Below are 22835 nucleotides of genomic sequence, written 5' to 3'. Positions count from 1 at the left end.
TGGCCAGCAGCGGCAGCACCGGCATGACCAGGCCGGCGCGCAGCAGCCACCGGCTCGACGGGGTGCGGCCCTTGCGCTGGGTCCACAGGACGATCCCGCCCGCCCCGAGCCGACCGGCGCGCCGCTGCCGTCGCGAGTGGACGCGCCGACCAACCGGCCGATCTCCGCGCCGCCCCCGCCGCCGCCCGGGATCACCCCGATCGCCCCGGCGCAGCGCGGCGCCGTGCCGCCGGCCGAGGCCGGGGAGCCGTTCCGCCCGACGCTGACCACCGCGGCGATCAACAAGGCCCGGGCCGAGCGGCAGCGCACGGTCATCCCGCCGCGGCCGAAGACCAACCAGGAGCCGCCCACCGGTGGCTTCAGCGCCACCGACCTGACCATCCCGGTGCCGACGCCCCGCCCCGGCCAGGAGTCCGCTCCCCCGGGCTCCCGGGCCAACTGGCCGCTGGTCAACACCGAGGACCAGGACGACCGGGCCAAGGAAGCACCGGCCTACCCGTACGGACGGGGCGTGGACGCGCCGAGCGACCCGGGCCGGGTCACCCCGCCCTGGCTCGCCGACGACCTTCCGCAGGAGCCGCCGATGCTGCGGCTCGTGGAGCCGCCGCCGCTGGCCGACCGGGCGCTGCGCAACGAGTTGGACCCGCCGACCGACCCCGGGCTGGACGCGCCGTCGCTGCGGCTGGTCGACCGGTCGGAGGCCAACCGCCCGACCCGCCCGGCGCCCCGTGTCGAGGCGCCCGCCCCGCTGGAGCGGCGCCCCGCGCCGAAGGAGCACCGGCCGCCGCCGGTTTCCGACGAGGGCGACGGTGACCTGCTGATCTTCGCGCAGGCGAAGTCCGCCTGGTTCGTGGGGCACGGCGACGAGGCCGACCTGGACTGGTCGACCACCGCGGACACCGGCTGGCAGGCGGCCGAGCAGGCGGCCCGCCCGGCGGTGGGCGATGAGACCAAGGCCGGCCTGCCCAAGCGGGTCCCGCAGGCCAACCTGGTGCCCGGCTCGCCGCTGCGCGAGGAGCGTCCACTGCGGATCGTCCGCAACGCGGCCAGCCTCGCCGAGAACACCACCGGCTACTTCCGGGGTTGGCGGCGCGGTCAGGAGATCGGCGGCTTCGCCGTCGGCGGTCGCCCCGGTCGCGAGGCGGCCGGCGGCTGGGACTTCAGCCGGGACACCGGCGACCGCGACGACGATCGGGAGTACGAGTACCGGTCCGCGGGTTACCGGTCCTGATCGGAGCGTCATCCCGCCCCACCTGCGTGTTCCTGCCCACACCCGGATAATTTGACGCCGGGTCCGGCCGGCCGGGAGCATACCCGGCGGACCAGCCGGCGGCGGGCGTTCGCCGGGGGCGGAAGGCGGCTCCAATGGCGACACTCGCGTTCGACTCCTCCGTGCTCACCCGTCGGGGTGTCCTCGCCGCGGCGGCGGGCACCCTGCTGCTCGCTGGCTGCGGGCAGCCGGGCGAGCGGCCGGACGAGGAGGCCTCGGCCAGCAGCGCTCCCGGCGATCAGGACCTGATCGTCGGCGCCAGCCTGGAGCTGACCGGCCGCGGCGCCGCGCTCGGCGTGCCCCAGCAGCGCGCCCTGGAGATCACCGCGGACGCGCTGAACAAGGCCGGCATTCCGGTGGGCAACCTGCGGCGTTCGGTCCGGCTGGAGATCCGGGACAATCGCAGCGACCCGCGGGTGGCGGCGCGGCACGCCGCCGAGCTGACCCGTGCCGGCGCGCAGGCGCTGGTCGGCGGCACCCTGGCGGAGACCTCGGCGGCCATCGCGGAGGCGGCCCAGAAGGTCAAGACGCCGTTCGTGTCGCTGGGCCTCGGGGACGGCGTCGTGCAGCCGACCGCCGCGCGCACCTTCAGCTACCAGGTCACCCCGGACGCCACCGACGTGGCCCGCCGGCTCGTCGACCTGTTGGTGGCGCAGCGGGTACGGCGGGTCGCCCTGCTGGCCGCCGACGGGCTGCACGGCGATTCAGGCGTGCGGGCGGTGCGCGGCGCGCTGAGCGGCAGCAACCTGGATCTGGTCCGCACGGTCCGGCTGCCCGCCACCGGCCAGAGCTTCGGCAGCGCCGCCCGGCGGATCGCCACCGTCGAGCCGGACGCGGTCGTCGTCTGGGGCGCCGCGCCGGACTCCGGGGTCGCGGCCCGCGAGCTGCGCCGGGCCGACTACCGCGGGCCGCTCTTCTTCGACGCCGGCGCGGTGGCCGAGGGCACGCTCAGCCGCGCCAACGCCGCCGCGCTCGAGGGGGCGTACGCCGTGCACCCGGCCTGCCTGGGCACCGCCGGGCTGACCGTGACCACGACGGCCGAGCTGGAACGGCGGGACTTCAACTACCGCTACACGCAGCGGTACGGCACCTCGGTCGCCTTTGCCCCGTACGCCTCGGACGCGCTCAAGCTTGTCGCCGCGTCGGCCCGGCTGGCCACGAGCCTCGACCGTGGACGGTTGCGGGCGTTCCTCCAGACCCAGGTGGCCGACGGCATCGCCGGTGGATACGCCTTCACGCCGGACCGGCACGGCGGCATGGAGCCCGACTCGCTCGCCGCGTACGTGGTCGCGCAGGGCGCCTGGCGGCGGTACGCCTGACGGTCCAGGCCGGTGAGCGTCCCCCCGGGGCGGTCACCGGCCGGCTGCGTACCGTACCGACCGTCGAACAGCAAGAAGCGCCCGGTGGCCCATGGCCGCCGGGCGCTTCGTCACCTGGGTCAGGCGGGGGCGACGGCCCGCGAGCGCCGCATGGTGAGCACGTACTCGACCAGCGAAATCAGCACGTGCTTCGTCGACTCCCGGTTACGGGCGTCGCAGGCCACCACCGGCACGTCCGAGGAGATCGCCAGCGCGTCCCGGACGTCCTGCGGGTCGTGGTACTGCATCCCGTCGAAGCAGTTGATGGCCACCAGGTACGGCAGCCGCCGGTGCTCGAAGAAGTCGATGGCGGCGAAGCAGTCGGCCAGTCGACGGGTGTCGACGAGCACGACAGCGCCGATCGCGCCCCGGACCAGTTCGTCCCACATGAACCAGAACCGGGTCTGACCCGGCGTACCGAACAGGTACAGGATCAGATCGCGGTCGATCGAGATACGACCGAAGTCCATCGCCACCGTGGTCGTCGTCTTGCCCGGCACCTGCCGGGTGTCGTCGACGCCCACGCCGGCGGAGGTCATGATCGCCTCGGTGGTCAGCGGCGTGATCTCCGAGACCGAGCCGACCAGCGTCGTCTTGCCGACGCCGAAGCCACCGGCGATAACAATCTTCGCCGACGTCACGCGCCCGCTCGGGGCAGACGGCCGCTGCGACATGTCAGAGCCTGCGAAGTCCACTCAGCACCCTTTCCAGCAGTTCAGTGCCCACCGCGTCGTCAGAGTCGTCCAAAATGGTCGGCTCGTGGACCGCGACCAGGCCGTCCGTCGCCATGTCGGCGATGAGCACCCGGGCCACGCCGAGCGGAAGCTGCATCCGCGCCGCGATCTCGGCAAGCGACTGCACGCGTCCGTCACACAGCGCGGCGATGTACTGGTGCTCACGGCCCTGGCCACCGTTGCCAGTGGCAACCGACCGACCGCGCACCGTCGTCTCGACGAGCGCCTCCAGGGCGATCTCGAGCCGGGGGCGGGTACGACCGCGGGTCACGGCGTATGGACGGACCAACGCTCCGGTCGGTTCGTCACGATCAACCATGTCGCCGCTCACCTCCTTCGTACCCAACACCGGCTCGCCCCGGTGGCACTCGTCCTTGTCGTAGTTGTTGCCGCTCCTGACCCACCGGTCAGCGCGTCGTTCAGCCCATCATCCCGACAGCCGTGCGTGGCTGCGGGGTCAGAGCGTCGCCCACCCGGTCGACGAGCAGGGCCATCTCGTAGCCGACCTGCCCGACGTCGCAGCTGCGCGCGGCGAGCACGGCGAAGGACGAGCCGTCCGAGATGGACATCAGGAACAGGAAGCCGTTGTCCATCTCGACCACGGTCTGCAGCACCGCTCCGCCCTCGAAGCAACGCGCCGCGCCCTGGGTCAGGCTGACCAGACCAGAGGCGATCGCCGCGAGCTGGTCCGCGCGGTCCCGCGGAAGGTCACGGGACGAAGCGAGGAGCAGGCCGTCGGCGGAGACCGCGACCGCGTGCGCCACACCGGGCACCCGGTCGGCGAAGTTGGCGAGCAGCCATCCGAGATCCTGCGTAGTTGTCATCCTTGTTGCTCCTTCTGCCCGCTCCCGCCCACCGGGCCAGAGCCAGACTGCGAGGACTGCTGCCCGCCCGGAGTTCCCTCCGGGCCGGTCGAGTTGCTGTCGGTCGGGTTGTTACGCCCCCGCTGCACGCCCCGATGGTAGGCCGAGAGCAGACCCCGTACGCCTTCCGGCGTGCGGCGCTGCACCGACGTGGATGGCTTCTCGATGCCACCCGGCACGAGCTGCGCCATCGGCTTCCGCTTCGGCAGGCCCTTCTGGGTGGTCTCGGCGACCGGGACCTCGGTGGCCGCCGAGGCGGCCCGCCAGCCGTCGTCGGCCGCGGTCTGCCAACCGGGCTGCGGCGGGGCGGCGGGCTGCCGGGTGGGCAGCGCACCGGCGTAACCGGCCCGGGTGCCCCCGTTCGCCGCGCCGTTGTCCTGCGGCACTCCGCCGGCCGTCGGAGTGTGTGCCATCGGCGTGTTACCTGTCGTCCCGGGTGGTGTCTGCTGGACGGCCCGACCGGCGGCGTCGACCCTGGCGAACTGCTGGGTCGCGGCGCCGTTGGTCGCCGCGGACTCCGCCGCGGTCGGCTCCTCCTTGGGCGCCGGCCGGCTGGTGCGGAACCAGGCCGACTCGAGCTCCCGGAAGATCGGCAGCTCCATCGTCTCGTCCGCGTACCGCTGGCGGTTGCCCGCCTGCTGCGGGGTGGTCGGCCGCGGCGCGGGGGCCGGTGCCGGCCGGTTGGCGGCCGGCGGGGTCTCCGGGCGGGTGACCCGGGGCAGCTCGGTGGTCATGTCCAGGCCGGCGGCGAGCCGCTCGGGCACGGCCGGAGCCGCGGCCTGGTCGGGCGTGGCGACCGGCGGCCAGGCCGGCGGCGCGCCGACCTGCGGCGCGGGAGCCGGCGGGGCCGGGCGCGGTGGCACCTGGTTCACCGGGGGCACCGAGACCGGGTGACCCGCAGCGGGCGCGGCCGACACCGGCTGACCGGAGACCGGCACCCCCGACACCGGGTAGCCGGTGGCCGGAGCGCCCGAGACGGGGTAGCCGGTGGCCGGAGCGCCCGAGACGGGGTAGCCGGTGGCCGGCGCACCCGAGACGGGGTAGCCCGTGGGCGGCGCACCCGACACGGGGTAGCCGGAACCCGGGTGGCCGGAGACCGGGACACCGGAGACCGGCGGGACCGGCGGGGCGGAGACCGGCGGCGGGTCGTACGGCCGGACCTCCGGGCTGCTCGGCAGCTGCCGCGGGATGGCCGGCTGCTGGCCGGTGGAGGTCGGGTCGGCCTCGGCCGCGTTGCGCCGCTGGGGCAGCGGGTCGATCTGCTGGCCGTTCGAGCTCCGCGGGCTGAAGCCGTCACCGCCGGCCAGGGGGCCGGCGCCGGTCAGGTCGGACCAGGCGGGCATCGCGCGGCCCGCACCGGCGTTGGCCGGGGTGCCGGAGCCGTTGCGCGACGCCGGGTCGAAGGACCGCCCGCCCAGCGTGACCTGGTTGCCGGAGGCACCGGGGTGCGGGACCGGAGGCGGGGTGTGCGGGCCGTTGCCCAGCGCGGCCAGCGCGCCGAACGCCGGGGCGGGACCACCCTGCTGCGGGCCGGTGGCGGCCGGGAGGGCCGGCGCCGGCTGGCCGCGGCCGGAGAGGGCGCGCGGCACCAGGACCGCGGTGGGGAGCGTGACGTCGGCGACGGTGCCCCGGTCGGCGCCGGGCCGCAGCTCGACCTTGACGCCGTGCCGGGAGGCCAGCCGGGCGACCACGACCAGGCCCATCATCCGGGAGACCGCCACGTCCACCTGCGGCGGCGTGGCAAGCCGCTCGTTCAGATCGCGGAGCTGCTCGTGGCTGATGCCGATGCCCCGGTCCTCGACATAGAGGGAGGCGCGGTCACCCACTCGCCGAGCCTCCACCATGACGTGGGAGTCCGGCGGGGAGAAGGCGGTGGCGTTGTCGAACAGCTCGGCGACCAGGTGCACCAGGTCGTTGACCGCGTGCGCGGCGACCTCGATGTCCCGGTCGATCACGCCGAACTCGATCCGGGTGTAGTGCTCGACCTCGGACTGGGCGGCGCGGAGCACGTCGATCAGGGCGGCCGGCTCGCGCTGCACGCGGGTGGAATCCGCGCCGGCGAGCACGAGCAGGTTCTCGTCGTTGCGGCGCATCCGGGTGGCCAGGTGGTCGAGCTGGAACAGCTCGGCCAGCCGGTCCGGGTCCTCCTCGCCGCGCTCCAGCCGGTCGAGGTGACCGATCAGCCGGTCGACCAGGATCTGCGACCGGCGGGCCAGGTTGACGAACATGGTCGCGACGGAGGCGCGCAGGGCGGCCTGCTCGGCCGCGGTCCGGACGGCCTCCAGGTGGACGGCGTTGAACGCCTCGGTCACCTGGCCGAACTCGTCCTTGCTGCGCACCGGCAGCGGCTCGGCGATCTGGTTGGCCAGCTGCACCGGGGAGAGCTGCCCGGTGACCTGCGGGTCGCGCAGCCGGGCGACCGCCTGCGGCAGGCCGTACTGGGCCACCGAGAGGGCGCCCTGGCGCAGGTCGCGCAGCGACCGGGCCATCGAGCGGGCGACCAGGTAGGCGAAGAGGATGGCCAGCAGCAGCATGCTGAGCAGCAGGCCGGTCTCCAGGAACACCTGGCGCTGGGTGTCCGACCGAAGCTCGTCGGCCTGGCGGACCACGTTGGCGTCCAGCCGGGTCTCGACCGTGCGGATCAGGTTGGCGTTGGCCACCATGGCCCCGTCCCACTGGTCCCGCGTGAACTCCACCTTCGACAGGTCGCCGGAGATGCTGCCGCCGACGAGGCTGGTGTAGCGGTCCGCCTCGCGCTTGTCGGTGCCCGTGACGGTCTGGTCGAAGAACTCGGAGTCGGCCTGGTTGGCGACCGCCTTGAAGCTCTCGAACGCCTGTTCCTGACCGGTCTCGCTGGCGATGAACTGCTCGCGCAGGTTCGGAGTGAGGCGCTTCTGGGTGAGCGCGTCGTGGACGACCACCCGCCGCTGGGCCAGGAACTCCTTCTGCCGGGCGACCGCGGCCGCGGCGCGCATCCGGTCGCTCAGGTCGTTGTCACCGGCGAGCTGGATGGCCGAGTCGCGGATCGACAGCAGGTCGTTGATCAGGGCTTCGTACGACTGCTGCGCCTCGGCGCTCTTGAGCTTGCCGTTGTAGACCTGGCTGCGGGTGCCCGGAAGGTCGGCGAGCCCCTCGTCGACGTCCTTCAGCCCGGCCTCGAAGGTGCGCGGCAGGTCGTCGATCTTCAGCCGCTGGTCGGAGTAGGGCGTCTTCGCCTGGTCGACCCGCTGGTTGGCCCGGTTGTAGGCCTCCTGGTACTGCGCCCGCGTCTGCACTTCCTTCGAGTCGAGGAAGAGCACCGAGGCGACCCGCTCGTCCTGCAACTTGTTGGCCAGGTCACCCGAGTAGGCGATCAAATTCGCCAGGTCACCGGCCCGGTTGGCATTGTTGAGCGTCCCCAGGTGGTCGACCAGACCGCTGGTGCCGACCACGACTGTCGCGATGGTCGGCACGATCATGATCAGGCCGAGCTTGGACCAGATCGGCATGTCGCGGAGCCGGCTGGCCGGCCGGCTCAGACGCGACAGGAAGGAGCCCGCCGTCGTTGGCCGTTTGCTCACGTCACCGCCCTCGCATTACCGCGTCCGGCGTCGCCTGTGGGCAACGCCGAGCGACCGACCCGGCGGGTCGGACCTCCGAGATTCCATCACGCCGCCCCGCAAAGAGAAAGCCCAGGTTGTCCCTCGCCGGAGGTGTGATGAGATGTTGATGCAATTTGATAGCAATCCGTCTGGCCGGAGTCACTCAAAGTAATGGAACACCCTCACCGCGTCGTCCTGCTCGCCGGGCCCTCCGGCTCCGGAAAGTCGTATATTGCCCAACGAACCGGACTTCCTGTCCTCTGCCTGGACGACTTCTACAAGGACGGCGATGACCCTACGTTGCCGCGCCGGAACGGAGAGGTGGACTGGGAGTCTCCGCAGTCCTGGGATGCGGAAACAGCGGTGGAAACAATCGCCCGACTGGCCCGGGACGGCAAGGCCGAAGTGCCGGTTTATGCGATCGGCGCGGACCGGCGGGTGGCCACCCGGCCATTCGACGTCGACGGATCGCCACTTTTCGTCGCCGAAGGGATCTTCGCCGCCGAGATCGTCGCGGAGTGCCGCCGGCGGGGCCTGCTCGCCGGGGCGTACGCGCTGCGCCGCCCGCGCGGCGCGACCTTCGTCCGCCGGCTCGCCCGCGACCTGGCCGAGCAGCGCAAGGCGCCCCGGTTGCTGATCCGGCGCGGGGTGGCGCTGCTGCGCGCGGAGCCCGCGGTGCTGCGCCGGCAGACCGGGCTGGGCGCCGAGGCGGCCCGGGCCGGGCAGGTGCTGCGCCGGGTGGCCGGCCTGCTCGCCGGCCACCCGCGGCAGCCGTGATCAGCCGATCAGCTTGGCGTACGCCGGCTTGATCACCTCGTCGATGATCTTCAACCGCTCGTCGAACGGGATGAAGGCGCTCTTCATCGCGTTGATGGTGAACCACTGGAGTTCCTTCCAGCCGTAGCCGAAGGCTTCCACCAGCAGGGCCATCTCCCGGGACATCGAGGTGCCGCTCATCAGCCGGTTGTCGGTGTTCACCGTCACCCGGAAGCGCAGGTCACGCAGCAGCCCGATCGGGTGGTCGGCGATCGAGGCGGCCGCCCCGGTCTGCACGTTCGAGGAGGGGCACAGCTCCAGCGGGATGCGCTTGTCCCGGACGTACGCGGCCAGCCGGCCCAGCACCGGCGGGTTCCCGGGCGTGATGTCGTCGACGATCCGGACGCCGTGCCCCAGCCGGTCCGCGCCGCACCACTGGATCGCCTGCCAGATCGACGGCAGCCCGAACGCCTCGCCGGCGTGGATGGTGAAGTGGAAGTTCTCCCGCTGGAGATATTCGAAGGCGTCCAGGTGCCGGGTGGGCGGGAAACCCGCCTCCGCGCCGGCGATGTCGAAGCCGACCACCCCGGTGTCCCGGTGCCGGACGGCCAGCTCGGCGATCTCCTGCGAGCGGGCCGCGTGCCGCATGGCGGTGAGCAGCGTGCCGACCCGGATCGGGGTGCCCGCCTCGGCGGCCAGGGCGCTGCCCTCCCGGAAGCCGGTGACCACCGCGTCGACCACCTCGTCCAGGGTCAGGTTCTGCTCCAGGTGCTGCTCGGGAGCGAACCGGACCTCGGCGTAGACCACCCCGTCGGCGGCCAGGTCGAGCGCGCACTCGCGGGCCACCCGGCGCAGCGCGGGCCCGGTCTGCATGACCGCCACGGTGTGCGCGAAGGTCTCCAGGTAGCGCTCCAGCGAACCGGAGTTCGCGGCCTCGGCGAACCAGCGGCCCAGCGCCTCGGGGTCGGTGGTGGGCAGCTCGTGGCCGGCCTCGGCGGCCAGCTCGACGATCGTCGCGGGCCGCAGACCGCCGTCGAGGTGGTCGTGCAGCAGCGCCTTCGGGACCTTGACGATGTCCTCGTACGAGATTGCCATGCACCGACCCTAGTCACCGGCCGGCGGCGCGCGGCACCGGACCGGGACGGCTCACGGCCGCCAGCCGTACACCCGCTCGACCTCGAGGCGGAGCACCAGCCGGCCGTCGGCCACCATGGCCGACCGGTAGTCCGCCCAGTCCGGATGGTCGCCCCGAATCCGCCGGTAGACCTCGACCAGTTCCTCGACCGTGGCGTCGTCGGCCGCCGCGGCCGGCGGGGTGACGGTCACCCGCCCCTCGGCCACCGCGTACGCCCCGCCGTCGGCGGTGCTGACCTGGAAGCTGGCCCGCGGGTCGCGCAGCAGGTTGCGCACCTTCGCCCGGTCGCCCGTGGTGGAGCAGCGGATCAGCCCCGGCTCGGCCAGGTAGTCGACGTTGGAGAGCTGCGGCCGGCCGTCCCGGCGCAGGGTGACCAGCACCCCGCGCCCCCGCTCGCCGAAGAGCTCCCAGAGCCGGGCCGTCACGCCGCCACCGCCCGCAGCGGGGCGAGCACCACGGCCAGCCGGGCGACCTGGTCGAGCATCAGGTCCGCCGCTTCCTCCCGCCCGGGATCGGGCAGCAGTTCGCCGGCGTCGTCCAGTGCCTGCCGCAGGAAGATCGTCACCGACTCGTTGACCGGCACCATGTTCAACGTGGTCACCACCTGCTTGATCATCTGCACCGCCCGCAGGCCGCCGGAGGTCATGCCGTAGCTGACGAAGCCCACCGGCTTGTGCCGCCACTCGTGGTAGAGGTAGTCGATCGCGTTCTTCAGCGGCGCGCTGAAGCCGTAGTTGTACTCCGGCATGACCAGCACGAAGGCGTCCGCGGCAGCGGTGGTCGCGCTCCAGGACCGGGTGTGCTCGTTCAGGTAGATCCCCTCGGAGGGGTGGTGCGGCTCGTCGTGGAACGGCAGCCCGACCTCGGCGAGGTCGACCAGGCGTACCTCGTCGAAGCCGGCGTGGCGGACGGCGGCCGCGGTGAACCAGTCACCGATCCGCCGGCCCACCCGACCGGGTCGGGTGCTGGCGACGATCACGTTCAGGCGGGGCATGGCGGGGTCACTCCTGTCGGGGCGGGCCGGCCGGGTACGGGCACGGCGAGTCGGGGGATGAGGAACTGGGCGAGCGGCCCGATGGACAACGCGTACAGCAGGGTGCCGGGACCGACCGTGCCGCCGAGCAGCCAGCCGACAGCGAGCACCGCCAGCTCGATCCCGGTGCGGACACGGCCGACGGGCAGGCCGCGCGCGGCGAGGCCGGTCATCAGGCCGTCACGGGGACCGGGCCCGAGGCGGGCGCCGAGGTAGAGACCGGTGGCGACCCCGTTGAGCAGCACGCCGAGGAGCAGCAGGCCGATCCGGACGGGAAGCGCGGACGGCGGCGGCAGTATCGCCAGCACCGCGTCGAGCGCCAGGCCGACCAGCGCGACGTTGGCCACCGTCCCGACGCCCGGCCGCTGGCGCAGCGGGAACCAGAGCAGCAGGACCAGCAGCGCCACGCCGTTGACGACCCACCCGAGCGGCAGACCGGTCCGGGAGGCGAGGCCCTGGTGCAGCACGTCCCAGGAGGACAGGCCGAGATCCGCCCGGACCATCAGCGCCACGCTGGCGCCGAAGAGGGCCAGGCCGGCAAGGAGCCGTATCAGCCGCGTCGGCAATGTGGTTGACATGTCATCAACCGTAGAAGAGGTTTGGTGACATGTCAACAAGTCGGTTAGGCTCAGCACATGGACGCACCACGCTGGCTGGACGCGCGCGAGGCCCGGGCCTGGCGCGGCTACCGCCGGATGCGCCGCCTGCTCGACCTGGAGCTGGCCCGGGAGCTGATGCAGGACGCCGGCCTCTCCGAGCCGGACTACGACGTCCTCTCCGACCTCTCCGAGACGCCCGACCAGCGGCTGCGGCTCAGCGAGCTGGCCGACCGGATGCTCTGGTCGCGCAGCCGGCTGTCCCACCACCTGGCCCGCATGCAGCAGCGCGGCCTCATCACCCGGGAGGAGCACCCCTCGGACGGCCGCGGCTCCATCGTGGTGTTGACCCCGGCCGGCCGGGCCGCCATCGAGGCCGCCGCCCCGGGCCACGTCGCCGCGGTCCGCCGACACCTCATCGACCTGCTGACTCCGGAGGAGATCGACGCGCTGGGTGCGCTGACCCAGCGGGTGGTCGACCGCCTGTCCGCACCGAAGGGCTGACGTGCACCACCGCATCCTCGACCGGCTGCGCTGCCCGGTCTGCGCCGAGCCGCTGGCCGAGACCACCGCCGGCACCGCCCGGGCGCTGCGCTGCCCGCGCCGGCACAGCTTCGACGTCGCCCGCCAGGGGTACGTCAACCTGCTCGCCGGCCGCGCCCCGCACAGCGGGGACAACGCCGAGATGGTGGCCGCCCGCGCCGACTTCCTGGCCGCCGGCCACTACGACCCGGTCGCCGCCGCGCTCGCCGCGAAGGCCCGGGAGATCGTGTCCCGCTCGTTCCCCAACAGCGACGCGTACCCCCTGGTGGTGGACGCCGGCGCCGGGACCGGCTGGTACCTCGCGGCGGTGCTGGCGGCGCTGCCGGACGCCGTCGGCCTGGCCCTCGACGTGGCCAAGCCGGCGCTGCGCCGGGCGGCCCGGGCCCATCCGCGCGCGGCCGCGGCGCTGGCCGACACCTGGCAGCGGCTGCCCCTGGCCGACGATTCCGCCGCGGTGCTGGTGAATGTCTTCGCCCCGCGCAACGGCGCCGAGTTCCACCGGGTGCTCGACCCGGCGGGCGCGCTGCTGGTGGTCACCCCGGCCGCGGACCATCTCGCCGAGCTGGTCGACGCGCTCGACCTGCTCCGGGTGGACCCGGCCAAGGCCGAGCGGGTGGCCGGCAGCCTGAGCGCGTACTTCGCCGAGGAGTCGGCGGCCGAGCACCGGGCCCGGCTGGAGTTGAGCCGCACCGAGGTGGCCGCCCTGGTCGGGATGGGCCCCAGCGCCTGGCACGCCGACCCGGCCCGGCTCGCCGAGCGGATCGCCGCGCTGCCCGAGCCGGTGCCGGTGACCGTCGCTGTCCGGCTCGCCGTGCACCGGCCGCGCTGACCACCGTCGCTCAGGTGGAGAGGTCGACCTCTTCCCAGCCCGGCGGCTCGTCGTGGTACGGCCCGCGCAGCACCACGGCCCACTCCAGCGCCCACCGGCGCTGCCCGATGGCGTTCGCGTCCACCAGCCCGGGCAGCGCCAGCCCGGCCTCCTCCGACTCCAGGTACGCCCAGTCCAGGCAGTAGTGCAGGTCGAGCAGGGCGGCCGCGTCGGCGGGGTGCTGCGGGGCGGCCAGGATCCGGGCCCGCCACTGGCCGAAGTTCTCCCCGGCCACCAGGTTCGGCATCCGCTCCACCAGCCGCTCGTCCACCGGCACCGTCGGATCCAGCTCCTTGGCCAGCCCGAGCACCCAGGCCAGCGAGAAGAGCGCGTCGTGGTGCAGCACGAACGACCGGTGGTCGCCCTTGCTCCCCATCACGAACTGCCACTCCGGCGGGGTCACCATCTCGACCAGGTGCGACTCCAGCAGCCAGCTCATCGCCGCCTGCGCGGGCATCCCGAAGCAGCGGGCCAGGATCACGTGCAGCACCGCGATCCGGGCCTCGATCTCCGGGGTGGGACGCAGTTCGATCTCGTCCCCCGGCTCCCAGACCAGCGGGAACTGCGGGGGCGGCAGCGGGAGGCCCAGCCGGGACAGCTCGTCCAGGCTCGCCTCACGAACGGCCCGGGGATCGGGGGCGGGTACGCGCACGGCTCAGGTCCCTGTCTGCTCACAACGGCTCATCGCCGGTCGGTCCCCCCTTGGCCTGCGAGAATAGCGGCTCGGTCGGCAGCGCACCATGACCGGTAAGGATCAGCCGATCCGCTCGATCACCAGCGGTGTCGCGGTGGGGGCGTCCGGCGCGATCCGGACCGCCCGCTCCGCCTCGGCCAGCGCGGCCGGGATCCGCTCGGCGTGCTCCGCGCGCAGCTCGTACAGGGGCTCGCCGGCGCGTACCGGGTCGCCGGGGCGCTTGTGCAGCACCACCCCGGCCGGGATGCTCACCGGGTCCTCCTTGCGGGCCCGGCCGGCGCCGAGCCGCCAGGCGGCCACGCCCATCGCGTACGCGTCGATGCCGGCGACGTAGCCGTCCTCGGTCGCGGTGACCACCTCGACCTCGCCGGCCGTCGGCATCGGGGCGTCCGGGTCGCCGCCCTGCGCCCCGATCATCGCGCGCCAGGCGTCCATGGCCCGGCCGTCCCGCAGGGCCGCCTCGGGGTCGGCGTCCGGCAGGCCCGCCGCGGCCAGCATCTCCCGGGCCAGCGCCAGGGTCAGCTCCACCACGTCGGCCGGGCCGCCGCCGGCCAGCACCTCGATCGACTCGGTCACCTCGACCGCGTTGCCGATGGCCAGGCCGAGCGGGGTGGACATGTCGGTGAGCAGGGCGACCGTGCGCACCCCGTGCGCACCGCCCAGCTCCACCATGGTCCGGGCCAGCTCGCGGGCGTCGTCGACGTTCTTCATGAAGGCGCCGGAGCCGACCTTCACGTCGAGCACCAGGGCACCGGTCCCTTCGGCGATCTTCTTGCTCATGATCGAGCTGGCGATCAGCGGGATGGCCTCGACGGTGCCGGTGACGTCGCGCAGCGCGTACAGCTTGCGGTCGGCCGGGGCGAGCCCGTCGCCGGCCGCGCAGATCACCGCGCCCACGTCGCGCAGCTGGGCGATGAACTCCGCGTTGCTCAGCGCGGCCCGCCAGCCGGGGATCGACTCCAGCTTGTCCAGGGTGCCGCCGGTGTGCCCGAGGCCCCGGCCGCTGAGCTGCGGCACGGCCGCGCCGCACGCCGCGACCAGCGGGGTCAGCGGCAGGGTGATCTTGTCGCCGACGCCGCCGGTGGAGTGCTTGTCCACGGTCGGCCGGGCCACCGGCGACAGGTCCAGCCGCTCGCCGCTGGCGATCATCGCGGCGGTCCACCGGGCGATCTCCGGCGCGGTCATGCCGCGCAGCAGGATCGCCATGGCCAGCGCCGACATCTGCTCGTCGGCCACCAACCCCTTGGTGTACGCGTCGACCACCCAGTCGATCTGGCCGTCGCTCAGCACGCCCCCGTCCCGCTTGGCCCGGATGACGTCAACCGCCGTGAATGCACTCATCTGATGATCTTTCCTCGTCGTTCCGGTACCGGTCCCCGGCTCAGGCTGGGGACCAGCGGATGGGGATCTCCAGGGGCGGTTCGCCCTCGCCGGCCCAGAAGATGGTGCCCGACGCGTCCACCACGACGACGCGCGGCGTCCGGGCCAGCCCCCAGGTGATCGCCTCCGCCGGGTCGTTCCAGGTCGGGCCCTCCTCCAGCACGCCGGTCTCGGCGCCCTCGCTGTCCCCGGCCGACCGCTCCCAGTACGCCGTCCACACCTGCTGCCCGGCCGAGAGGTCGGGGTGCACGAAGACCGTGCCCCGCCCCCGCCAGGCGGCCAGCCGCTCCGGGACCACCGGCACCGGCGTCTCGCCGGTCACCGCCTCCAGGTCCTCCACGCCGAACGCGTGCGGCAGCAGCTCGGCCATCCGCAGCGTGCCGCCCTTCGCCTCGATGAGGCACTCCGGGCCGCCGTTCTCCCACAGCAGCTGTCGGCACCGGCCGCACGGCATCAGCGGCTCGCCGGTGGCGTCGACGCAGGACAGCGCCACGATCCGGCCGCCGCCGGTGGCGTGCAGCGAGGAGACCACGCCGCACTCGGCGCAAAGCACCACGCCGTACGCGGCGTTCTCCACGTTGCAGCCGACCACCACCCGGCCGTCGTCGACCAGGGCGGCCGCCCCGACGGGGAACTTCGAGTAGGGCACGTACGCGTGCCGCATGACCTCGGTGGCGGCGGCTCGCAGCCGCTCCCAGTCGATCTCCATCACGACTCCCATTCTGCCCAATTCACGCTGATCGGTCGCGGTGGCGGCCGGAGACGACGGTGCCCGGCGGGTCTCCCCTGCCGGGCACGGTGCGTCGCGGGCGGTCAGCCCTTGATGTACGGCTTGCCGTCGGCGGCCGGCGCCCGGACCTTGCCGACCAGCCCGGCCACCGCCAGGATCGTCGCCAGGTAGGGCAGCATCGCCAGGAACTGGCTCGGGATGCTGCTGCCGATCGCGCCCAGGTAGGTGGCGAGCTGGTCGGCGAAGCCGAAGAAGAGCGCCGCGAGCAGCGCCCCGGTCGGGCTCCACCGGCCGAAGATCAGGGCGGCCAGGGCGATGAAGCCCTTGCCGCCGATCATGTTCTTGGTGAACGAGTAGAGCGCCAGCGTGTAGGAGGCGCCACCCACGCCGGCCACCAGCCCGGCCATGATCACGTTGCGGTAGCGCAGCCGGAGCACCCGCACGCCGAGCGTGTCGGCCGCGGTCGGGTGCTCACCCACCGACCGGGTCCGCAGCCCCCACCGGGTACGGAACAGCGCGATGTGGATGACCAGCACCAGCAGCAGGCCGAGGTAGAGGAAGATGTTGCCCCGGAACAGCGCCGGACCGAGCAGCGGGATGTCCTTGAGCAGCGGGATCTCCCAGTTGCTGAACCGCGGCGCGCTGTTGTACTTCGTCGCGTCGGTCTGCATCAGCCGCTCGTAGAGGAAGCCGGTGACGCCGACCGCCAGCAGGTTGAGCACGATGCCCATGACCACCTGGTCGACCAGGTAGCGGATGGCGAAGACGGCGAGCAGCAGGGAGATCAGCGCGCCGCCGATCGCGGCGGCGACCAGGCCCACCCAGACACTGCCGGAGATGCTGCCGAACAGGGCGCCGGAGAAGGCGCCCATCAGCAACTGGCCCTCGATCGCCACGTTCACCACGCCGGACCGCTCGCAGAGCACGCCGGCCAGCGCGCCGAAGATCAGCGGCAGGGCCAGGATGAACGTGCCCCGGACGACGTTGACCAGCGGCATGAAGTTGCGGCCCTCGGGGGCGGCGGAGACCTGCCAGCACAGGAAGCTCAGCACGAAGGCGACCAGCCCGACGCCGAGCACCAGCGTGAACCAGCGCTTCGGCACCCCGGCGAGCAGGGCGGCCCCGGCCGCGGCCGCGATGATCCCGAAGAGGATCGCGCCGACCGTGCCGTTGATCTCCAGGGCGGCGCCGCCTTCGGTCTCGCTGAGCGTGAAGCGGGCCTGCTGGCCGGTGGCGAGCGCCCCGAACAGCACCGTGGCGAGCACGCCCAGCGCCAGCAGCACGGCGCCGGCCTTGCGGGCGCGCGTCCAGAAGCCCTCGTCGACCGCGGTCACGGCGACCTCGGGGACAGCGGTGGTGGACATGCTCACCAGCCCTTCGCGAGGCTCGTCTGGAGCCGGGCCGCGCGGGCCGCCCGGAGCTGGAAGATCGCCTTCACCAGGGCCGGCGCGGCGATGAAGATGACGATGAGCGCCTGGAGCACGGTGACCAGCTCCAGCGAGATCCCGGAGTACGACTGCATCCGGTTGCCGCCGGCCTGGAGCGCGCCGAACAGCAGCGCGGCCAGCAGCACACCCCACGGCTTCACCCGGCCGAGCAGGGCGACCAGGATGCCGTCGAAGCCGATCTGCGCGATCACCAGCGGGGTCAGCGCGTTCGCGGTCGAGCCGAGCACCATGTTCGACCCGCCGAGACCGGCCAGCAGACCCGAGACCACCATGACCAGCACGTACGTCTTCGTGACGCTGATGCCGGCGGTCCGGGCGGCGTCCGGGTTCTCGCCGACCGCGCGCAGCTCGAAGCCGATCGTCGAGCGGTTCAGCAGCCAGGCGATGAACCAGGTGGCCAGCACCGCGAGCAGGATGCCGGCGTGCACCCGCAGGTCGGCGCCGAGCAGCCGGGGCAGCTGGGCGGAGGACTCGACCGGCTTGCTGATCGCGTCCGACCGGTTCGGGTTCTGCACCCCGCTCTGGATGATGATCCAGGACAGGAAATAGACCGCCACGTAGTTGAGCATGATCGTGTTGATCACCTCGTGGGCGCCGGTGCGCGCCTTGAGGATGCCCGGGACGAAGCCCCAGAGCGCGCCGCCGAGCGCGCCGGCGATCAGCGCGACGAGCAGGTGCACTCCGGGCGGCAACGGCAGCGCGAAGCCGGCGACGGCGGCCAGGATGACGCCGATGGTCGCCTGGCCCTGGGCGCCGATGTTGAACAGGCCGCCGCGGAAGGCGAGCGCCACCGACAGGCCGGTGAAGACCAGCGGCGCCGTGTAGGTCAGGGTCTCCGAGATCGGGCCCATCGCGGCGGTGAAGCCGACCGCGTCGGGGTCGAAGATCGCGCCCTTGAACAGGTTCGCGTACGCCTCGCTGACCACGGTCCAGCTGGCGTTGAGCGCGTCCGCCGGGCGGGCGGTGATGTAGCCGTAGGTGGCCAGCACCTCCGGGTCGGAGACGATGATCAGCACCGCGCCGACCAGCATGGCGAGCAGCACCGCGAGCACCGTCACGGTGACCGTGTTGGCCGCCCAGAGGTTGTCCAGGAAGAGCCGGCCCAGCGTGGGGCGGGGCTCCTCGGCCGCGGGCTGCTTCGGCGCGGTGGCGGGCACCGCCCGTTCGGTGTCGCCGGCGGGCGCGGGCGGTGTCGCCCGGGCCTCGCTCCGCGCCTCCTGCGCCTCGGTCGCCGGCTCCTTGTCCGGGGAGCCCGACACCGGGTTCGGGTTGGTCATGCCTCGTCCTCGTTGCCAGGGCCGTCAGCGGTCGTGGTGGCGGTGTCCGGCGTGATGCCGGCCATCAGCAGGCCGATCTCCTCGCGCGGGGTGTCCGGGCCGACCACGCCGATGATCCGGCCGCGGTACATCACCGCGATCCGGTCGGCCAGGCCGATCACCTCGTCCAGTTCGCTGGAGACCACCATGACGGCGGTGCCGATGTCCCGCTCGCGGATGACCCGGCTGTGGATGAACTCGATCGAGCCGACGTCCACGCCCCGGGTGGGCTGGGCGGCGATGAAGAGCTTCAGCGGCCGGGACAGCTCCCGGGCCACGATCACCTTCTGCTGGTTGCCGCCGGAGAGGGTGCCGACCGCCGCGTCGGCCGAGGAGGTGCGGACGTCGAACTGCTCGATCCGCTCCTTCGCCGACTTCGCGATGGCGTCCGGCTTGAGCGAGAGGCCCTTGCCGAAGGGCGGCCGGTCGTAGATGTCCAGCACCAGGTTCTCCGCGACGGAGAACTCCTTGACCAGGCCGTCGACGCTGCGGTCCTCCGGGACGTAACCGACGCCGGCGCGGAGCACCTTCTTGGTCGACCAGCCGTGCACGGCGTCACCGTCCAGCGTGACCGACCCGGCGAGCACCGGGCGCAGCCCCATGATCGCCTCGATCAGCTCGGTCTGTCCGTTGCCCTGCACGCCCGCGATGCCGAGCACCTCACCGGCGTGCACGGTCAGGTCCACGCCGTCGACCGCGCGTACCTGCCGGTCGTCGTCGACGACCAGGCCGGCGACCTCGAGGATCGGCTTGCCCGGCTGGGCCGGCTTCTTGTCCACGGTCAGCCGGACGCTGCGGCCAACCATGAGCGCGGCCAGCTCGTCGCGGCTGGCGGTCGGCTCGGCGGTGCCGACCGTCTTCCCGCGCCGGATCACCGTGATCCGGTCGGCGATCGCCTTGACCTCGCCCAGCTTGTGGGTGATGAACACGATCGACTTGCCGGCCTCCTTGAGCGACCGCATGACCGTGAGCAGTTCCTCGGTCTCCTGCGGGGTCAGCACGGCCGTCGGCTCGTCGAGGATGAGCAGGTCGACGTCGCGGGTGAGCGCCTTGACGATCTCCACCCGCTGCTGGATGCCGACCGGCAGGTCCTCGATCACCGCGTCCGGGTCGACCCGGAGGTTGTACCGCTCGGAGACCTCGGCGACCTCGCGGCGGGCCCGGCGGCGGTCGAGGAAGCCGGTGAAGCTCCCCTTGGTCTGTTCCGCGCCGAGCATGACGTTCTCGGCGACGGTGAAGACCGGCACCAGCATGAAGTGCTGGTGCACCATGCCGATCCCGGCGGCGATCGCGTCGGACGGGCCCTTGAGCTTCAGCGGCTTGCCGTCGACCAGGATCTCGCCCTCGTCGGGCTGGTAGAGCCCGTAGAGCACGTTCATCAGGGTCGACTTGCCGGCGCCGTTCTCGCCGAGCAGGGCGTGGATCTCTCCATTCTCCACCGTCAGGTCGATGTGGTCGTTGGCGACCAGATCACCGAACCGCTTGGTGATGCCGCGCAGTTCGAGTCTCAGCGCAACCTCCTGGAGTGCGAGCGATGGTGCAGCGTAGCGGCTACGCGCCGGCCACCGCGCCGGGTGGGGGTCAGTGGGGGATCAAGGTGATCGGCCGCCCCGACGTCGCGCGGGGTCTTCCCCGCGTACGCCGAGGCGGCCGGATCGTCAAACCTGGTGCCCGCCGGCCCCCGCTGCCGATGATCTCACCGCGGCGGCCGGCGGAGCGGTCACTTGGTCGGCTGGGCCTTCGAGGTGACCGTGATGGTGCCCGCGGCGATGTCCGCCTTGATCTTGTCGACCTCGGCCTTCAGGTCCGCCGGGACCTTGCTGTCGAAGTCGTGGTACGGGGCGATCGAGACGCCGTTGTTGGCCAGGGTGCCGACGAAGCCCGGCTTGGCCTGGAGCTTCTCGCCGTTGGCGGCCTTCAGCACGGCGTCCTTGACGGCGTCCGGGATGTTCTTGACGACCGTGGTCACCAGCGCCGGGCAGTTCGGGGTGCTCTCGCAGCCGTCGACGTCCACCCAGACGACCGAGTACTTGCCGTTGGAGGCCTGCGCGGCGGCGGTGGTGCCGAGGCCGGCGCCACCGGCGACCGGCATGATGATGTCGGCGCCCTGGGCGACCAGCGCGTCGGAGACCTTCTTGCCCTCGTCCTGCTTGACGAAGTCGTTGGTGAAGGAGCCCTTCTGGGTGGCCTTGTCCCAGCCGATGACCTGGACGCTCTTGCCCTTGGCCTTGTTGTAGTACGCCACGCCGTCGGCGAAGCCGTCCATGAAGATGGTGACCGGCGGGATCGGCAGACCACCGTAGGTGCCGACCTTGCCGCTCTTGCTCATCCCGGCGGCCACGTAACCGGCCTGGAAGGCGGCCTGCGCGGTGTCGAACTGCATCGGGTAGATGTTGTCCACGCCCGGGTTCGCGTCCACGATGGCGAACTGCTGGTTCTTGTTCGCCTCGGCGGCCTTCTTGGTCGCGTCCGACATCAGGCCACCGACGGCCAGGATGAAGTCGCACTTCTGGTTGACGAACCCGGTCAGGTTGACCTCGTAGTCCGCCTCGGCCTTCGACTGGACGTTCTTGATGTCGATGTTGCCGTTCTCCTTCTTCGCCTCCTGGAGGCCCTTCCAGGCCGAGGTGTTGAAGGACTTGTCATCGATGCCGCCGACGTCGGTCACCATGCAGGCGCTGAACTTCTTGCCGCCGTTGCCGCCGGCGTTGTTGTCGTCCTTGGGAGCCTCACCACACGCGGCGGCGCCCAGCACGAGGCCACCCGCCACGATGGCGGAGGCGATCCGCATCCCACGCACAGAGCGCAAGACGTCTCCTTCCCATTGCACACCGCGTCGTGCGCGGTGGCAGCCCTTGCGCCGGCCTGCGGTGTGCCGCCGGCGTCCCACGTTACGGACGGGAGCGTACGCCCGCGCCCACCCACCGGCCGACAATCGTGCACGACTGTTGAGCGGTCGTTACCCCTACGTAACCCTTGCGTGGGGCACATCACCTTTCGTGCCGACTGCCCTCCGGAGAGGTGTCTCGAACGTCCGTTTCCCGCGGTCTTCCCGCTGCCCCGGAGGGCTAACGCCAGAAGACCGCCACCGCCGCGTTGACCAGCGTCAACCCGATGATCGCCAGGAAGTGCCCACGGTTCACGGACTCCCGCTTACGGGAGAAGAAGACCATGACAAAGATGAGCAACGCGAGCACCAACTTGGTAACAAGTTTCGCCGGTGCCGGCTCGTCGCCGTCGCGCAGCGGGGCGGAGAGACCGATTCCGGTCAGCAGCCCGATCACCGAGCCCCAGAGCATGGCCGCGTTGATCCGCAGCCGGCCGCTGACGTACTGGGCGATCGATCCGCCGAGCAGCATCGCGAACCCGATCAGATGGACGTAGAGAAGGATCAGTCGAAGAGCTTCCACGCCGGCCATCCTCCCCCATCAACGACGACTTGTAGTAGCCGGCCCGCCGAGGTGCCGTCATACCGTGACCTCGGCGGGTCGCCGCTCCGGTGCCGCGTCGCCCGCGCCGACCCGGACGGGACGTCGGCCGACGAGGACCAGGGCGAGACCGACCAGCGCGTAGCCGGCCAGCACGGCCACCGGCCGGCCGGCGCCCGCCCCGTCGAAGAACGCGGCCGAGCGCAGCAGCGTGCCGCCCGCTCCGACCGGCAGGAACTGCCCGACCGTGCCCCAGGGCTGCGGCAGCAGCTCGGGCGCGGCGGCGACCGCGGAGAGCGGGTTGCCGACCAGGAAGACGAGCAGCGCGCCGAACCCGAACCCAGCGCCGCCGAGCAGCGCGCCGAGGCCCGCCACGGTGCCCGCCGCGGCCAGCGCGAACAGCCCGATCGCGGCCGCCTCGCGCCAGAGGTCGCCGTCGAGGACGCCGAGCCAGCCGTGCAGCACCGCGGCCCCGACCAGGCCGGCAAGGACGGCGTAGCCGAGCAGGCCGGCCAGCCGCGCGCCGCGGCGGGCGACCAGCACGGTGAGCAGCGCCCCGGCCAGCATGCTGGTCAGCGCGAAGGGCAGGAACCCGGCGGCGAAGCCGGCCCCGCGCGGGTCGTCCGGGTCGGTCGGGACCACCTGCACCACCGGCACCGGCCGGCCGGCGGAGAGCTGCGCGGCGGCCTCGGTGAGCAGCGCGGCAACGGTCGGGCTCGCGGCGGGGGCGGTGTGCAGGGCGACGCCGTCCGGGCCGGCCACGAAGGCGGCGTACACCTCGCGGTCGCGCAGCGCCTGGTCGGCCGCCGCCGCGTCGGGCAGCGTGGTCACCACGAAGCCGCCCGGCCGGGCGGCGGCGAGCCGACCGGCCAGCTCGGCGGTGGCGGCCGGCGGCCCGGCGACGGCGACCGGCAGGTCGCGCGGCGCGAGGTGCGTGGCCGGCGCCGCGAAGAGCGGTACGAGCAGCGCCTGCACGACCACCACGAGGCTGACGAGCAGCGCGGCGAGCAGCCAGGGCGAGCGGATCCGGGACGGGTGAGCGGGCATCTCCGCCTCCTAAAAACGAACGTTCGTTCTCTTGGGTAGAGAGTGCGCCGCCGCA

The 22835-nt window shown here is 72.8% G+C and carries 21 protein-coding genes and 1 pseudogene; 5 read left to right on the top strand and 17 right to left on the bottom strand.

The features are described from left to right. Positions 1-1231 (top strand): annotated as a pseudogene (locus ABZV78_RS02245) (transposase); the annotation flags it as partial. 134 nt (positions 1232-1365) lie between these two features. After that, positions 1366-2589, top strand: a complete 1224-nt coding sequence (locus ABZV78_RS02240; protein WP_355634947.1) for an ABC transporter substrate-binding protein — start codon at positions 1366-1368, stop codon at positions 2587-2589. A gap of 119 nt (positions 2590-2708) precedes the next feature. Here the strand turns inward: ABZV78_RS02240 and ABZV78_RS02235 are convergent, their stop codons facing one another. The 4 genes from ABZV78_RS02235 to ABZV78_RS02220 all read right to left on the bottom strand — a co-directional run bounded on the left by ABZV78_RS02235 (position 2709) and on the right by ABZV78_RS02220 (position 7785). Then, complete coding sequence (locus ABZV78_RS02235; protein ID WP_355634946.1) at positions 2709-3302, bottom strand: ATP/GTP-binding protein; 594 nt, start codon at positions 3300-3302, stop codon at positions 2709-2711. A 1-nt stretch (position 3303) separates the two neighbouring features. Beyond that, complete coding sequence (locus ABZV78_RS02230) at positions 3304-3681, bottom strand: DUF742 domain-containing protein (RefSeq protein WP_091261430.1); 378 nt, start codon at positions 3679-3681, stop codon at positions 3304-3306. A 100-nt stretch (positions 3682-3781) separates the two neighbouring features. After that, positions 3782-4186 (bottom strand): roadblock/LC7 domain-containing protein, encoded by a 405-nt coding sequence (locus tag ABZV78_RS02225; RefSeq protein ID WP_013283992.1) that lies wholly within the window; start codon positions 4184-4186, stop codon positions 3782-3784. Beyond that, complete coding sequence (locus ABZV78_RS02220; protein WP_355634945.1) at positions 4183-7785, bottom strand: nitrate- and nitrite sensing domain-containing protein; 3603 nt, start codon at positions 7783-7785, stop codon at positions 4183-4185. The genes ABZV78_RS02225 and ABZV78_RS02220 overlap by 4 nt, the downstream gene beginning before the upstream one ends. Before the next feature lie 384 nt (positions 7786-8169). Between ABZV78_RS02220 and ABZV78_RS02215 the strand changes: the two genes are divergently transcribed. Continuing rightward, positions 8170-8583, top strand: a complete 414-nt coding sequence (locus ABZV78_RS02215) for a hypothetical protein (RefSeq protein ID WP_355634944.1) — start codon at positions 8170-8172, stop codon at positions 8581-8583. Here the strand turns inward: ABZV78_RS02215 and ABZV78_RS02210 are convergent, their stop codons facing one another. From ABZV78_RS02210 to ABZV78_RS02195, 4 genes are read right to left on the bottom strand one after another with little or no spacing between them, the layout of a single operon-like run. Continuing rightward, positions 8584-9657 carry an adenosine deaminase gene (locus tag ABZV78_RS02210; protein ID WP_355634943.1) on the bottom strand — a complete coding sequence of 358 codons (1074 nt, stop codon included), beginning with the start codon at positions 9655-9657 and terminating at the stop codon, positions 8584-8586. 51 nt (positions 9658-9708) lie between these two features. Beyond that, complete coding sequence (locus ABZV78_RS02205) at positions 9709-10122, bottom strand: PPOX class F420-dependent oxidoreductase (protein WP_355634942.1); 414 nt, start codon at positions 10120-10122, stop codon at positions 9709-9711. Then, entirely contained in the window at positions 10119-10691 is a 573-nt protein-coding gene (locus ABZV78_RS02200; RefSeq protein ID WP_355634941.1) for an NAD(P)H-dependent oxidoreductase, read from the bottom strand. The genes ABZV78_RS02205 and ABZV78_RS02200 overlap by 4 nt, the downstream gene beginning before the upstream one ends. Next, positions 10679-11308 carry a hypothetical protein gene (locus ABZV78_RS02195; RefSeq protein ID WP_355634940.1) on the bottom strand — a complete coding sequence of 210 codons (630 nt, stop codon included), beginning with the start codon at positions 11306-11308 and terminating at the stop codon, positions 10679-10681. Before ABZV78_RS02195 ends, ABZV78_RS02200 begins: the two co-directional genes overlap by 13 nt. Positions 11309-11365: 57 nt before the next feature. On the opposite strand from ABZV78_RS02195, the gene ABZV78_RS02190 reads away from it, so the two are divergent. Further along, positions 11366-11830 carry a MarR family transcriptional regulator gene (locus ABZV78_RS02190; protein WP_355634939.1) on the top strand — a complete coding sequence of 155 codons (465 nt, stop codon included), beginning with the start codon at positions 11366-11368 and terminating at the stop codon, positions 11828-11830. 1 nt (position 11831) lies between these two features. Continuing rightward, the gene (locus ABZV78_RS02185) at positions 11832-12698 is read left to right on the top strand and encodes a putative RNA methyltransferase (RefSeq protein WP_355634938.1); all 867 of its coding nucleotides are present in this window, start codon (positions 11832-11834) and stop codon (positions 12696-12698) included. A gap of 10 nt (positions 12699-12708) precedes the next feature. On the opposite strand, the gene ABZV78_RS02180 is transcribed toward ABZV78_RS02185, so the two are convergent. The 9 genes from ABZV78_RS02180 to ABZV78_RS02140 form a co-directional block, all read right to left on the bottom strand. Then, on the bottom strand, positions 12709-13389 hold the full coding sequence (locus tag ABZV78_RS02180) for a DUF4272 domain-containing protein (protein ID WP_355634937.1): 681 nt from the start codon (positions 13387-13389) through the stop codon (positions 12709-12711). Positions 13390-13491: 102 nt separating this feature from the next. Beyond that, positions 13492-14772, bottom strand: coding sequence for a thymidine phosphorylase (locus tag ABZV78_RS02175; RefSeq protein ID WP_355634936.1), 1281 nt, complete (start codon positions 14770-14772; stop codon positions 13492-13494). Between the two features lie 40 nt (positions 14773-14812). Continuing rightward, entirely contained in the window at positions 14813-15520 is a 708-nt protein-coding gene (locus tag ABZV78_RS02170; RefSeq protein WP_355634954.1) for a cytidine deaminase, read from the bottom strand. 104 nt (positions 15521-15624) lie between these two features. Further along, positions 15625-16905, bottom strand: a complete 1281-nt coding sequence (locus ABZV78_RS02165; protein ID WP_355634935.1) for an ABC transporter permease — start codon at positions 16903-16905, stop codon at positions 15625-15627. A 2-nt stretch (positions 16906-16907) separates the two neighbouring features. Next, the gene (locus ABZV78_RS02160; RefSeq protein WP_355634934.1) at positions 16908-18266 is read right to left on the bottom strand and encodes an ABC transporter permease; all 1359 of its coding nucleotides are present in this window, start codon (positions 18264-18266) and stop codon (positions 16908-16910) included. After that, positions 18263-19756, bottom strand: coding sequence for an ABC transporter ATP-binding protein (locus tag ABZV78_RS02155; protein WP_355634953.1), 1494 nt, complete (start codon positions 19754-19756; stop codon positions 18263-18265). The genes ABZV78_RS02160 and ABZV78_RS02155 overlap by 4 nt, the downstream gene beginning before the upstream one ends. A 269-nt stretch (positions 19757-20025) precedes the next feature. Next, entirely contained in the window at positions 20026-21096 is a 1071-nt protein-coding gene (locus tag ABZV78_RS02150) for a BMP family ABC transporter substrate-binding protein (RefSeq protein ID WP_355634952.1), read from the bottom strand. Positions 21097-21373: 277 nt separating this feature from the next. Next, entirely contained in the window at positions 21374-21715 is a 342-nt protein-coding gene (locus tag ABZV78_RS02145) for a hypothetical protein (RefSeq protein ID WP_355634933.1), read from the bottom strand. Positions 21716-21772: 57 nt separating this feature from the next. Then, entirely contained in the window at positions 21773-22780 is a 1008-nt protein-coding gene (locus ABZV78_RS02140; RefSeq protein WP_355634932.1) for a hypothetical protein, read from the bottom strand. Positions 22781-22835: the final 55 nt, after the last annotated feature.

It is taken from the genome of Micromonospora sp. NPDC004540, assembly GCF_040610095.1.
Classification (GTDB): domain Bacteria; phylum Actinomycetota; class Actinomycetes; order Mycobacteriales; family Micromonosporaceae; genus Micromonospora.
Note: the sequence above shows the minus strand (reverse complement) of the source record. Positions and strands in the feature narration are given on the sequence as shown.

Bases quoted from the DNA above. Each gene is read 5' to 3' on its own strand.
- ABZV78_RS02240 (WP_355634947.1), top strand. From the start codon at position 1,366: ATGGCGACACTCGCGTTCGACTCCTCCGTGCTCACCCGTCGGGGTGTC.
- ABZV78_RS02235 (WP_355634946.1), bottom strand. From the start codon at position 3,302: ATGTCGCAGCGGCCGTCTGCCCCGAGCGGGCGCGTGACGTCGGCGAAG.
- ABZV78_RS02230 (WP_091261430.1), bottom strand. From the start codon at position 3,681: ATGGTTGATCGTGACGAACCGACCGGAGCGTTGGTCCGTCCATACGCC.
- ABZV78_RS02225 (WP_013283992.1), bottom strand. From the start codon at position 4,186: ATGACAACTACGCAGGATCTCGGATGGCTGCTCGCCAACTTCGCCGAC.
- ABZV78_RS02210 (WP_355634943.1), bottom strand. From the start codon at position 9,657: ATGGCAATCTCGTACGAGGACATCGTCAAGGTCCCGAAGGCGCTGCTG.
- ABZV78_RS02200 (WP_355634941.1), bottom strand. From the start codon at position 10,691: ATGCCCCGCCTGAACGTGATCGTCGCCAGCACCCGACCCGGTCGGGTG.
- ABZV78_RS02195 (WP_355634940.1), bottom strand. From the start codon at position 11,308: ATGTCAACCACATTGCCGACGCGGCTGATACGGCTCCTTGCCGGCCTG.
- ABZV78_RS02190 (WP_355634939.1), top strand. From the start codon at position 11,366: ATGGACGCACCACGCTGGCTGGACGCGCGCGAGGCCCGGGCCTGGCGC.
- ABZV78_RS02175 (WP_355634936.1), bottom strand. From the start codon at position 14,772: ATGAGTGCATTCACGGCGGTTGACGTCATCCGGGCCAAGCGGGACGGG.
- ABZV78_RS02170 (WP_355634954.1), bottom strand. From the start codon at position 15,520: ATGGAGATCGACTGGGAGCGGCTGCGAGCCGCCGCCACCGAGGTCATG.
- ABZV78_RS02165 (WP_355634935.1), bottom strand. From the start codon at position 16,905: ATGTCCACCACCGCTGTCCCCGAGGTCGCCGTGACCGCGGTCGACGAG.
- ABZV78_RS02160 (WP_355634934.1), bottom strand. From the start codon at position 18,266: ATGACCAACCCGAACCCGGTGTCGGGCTCCCCGGACAAGGAGCCGGCG.
- ABZV78_RS02150 (WP_355634952.1), bottom strand. From the start codon at position 21,096: ATGCGGATCGCCTCCGCCATCGTGGCGGGTGGCCTCGTGCTGGGCGCC.
- ABZV78_RS02140 (WP_355634932.1), bottom strand. From the start codon at position 22,780: ATGCCCGCTCACCCGTCCCGGATCCGCTCGCCCTGGCTGCTCGCCGCG.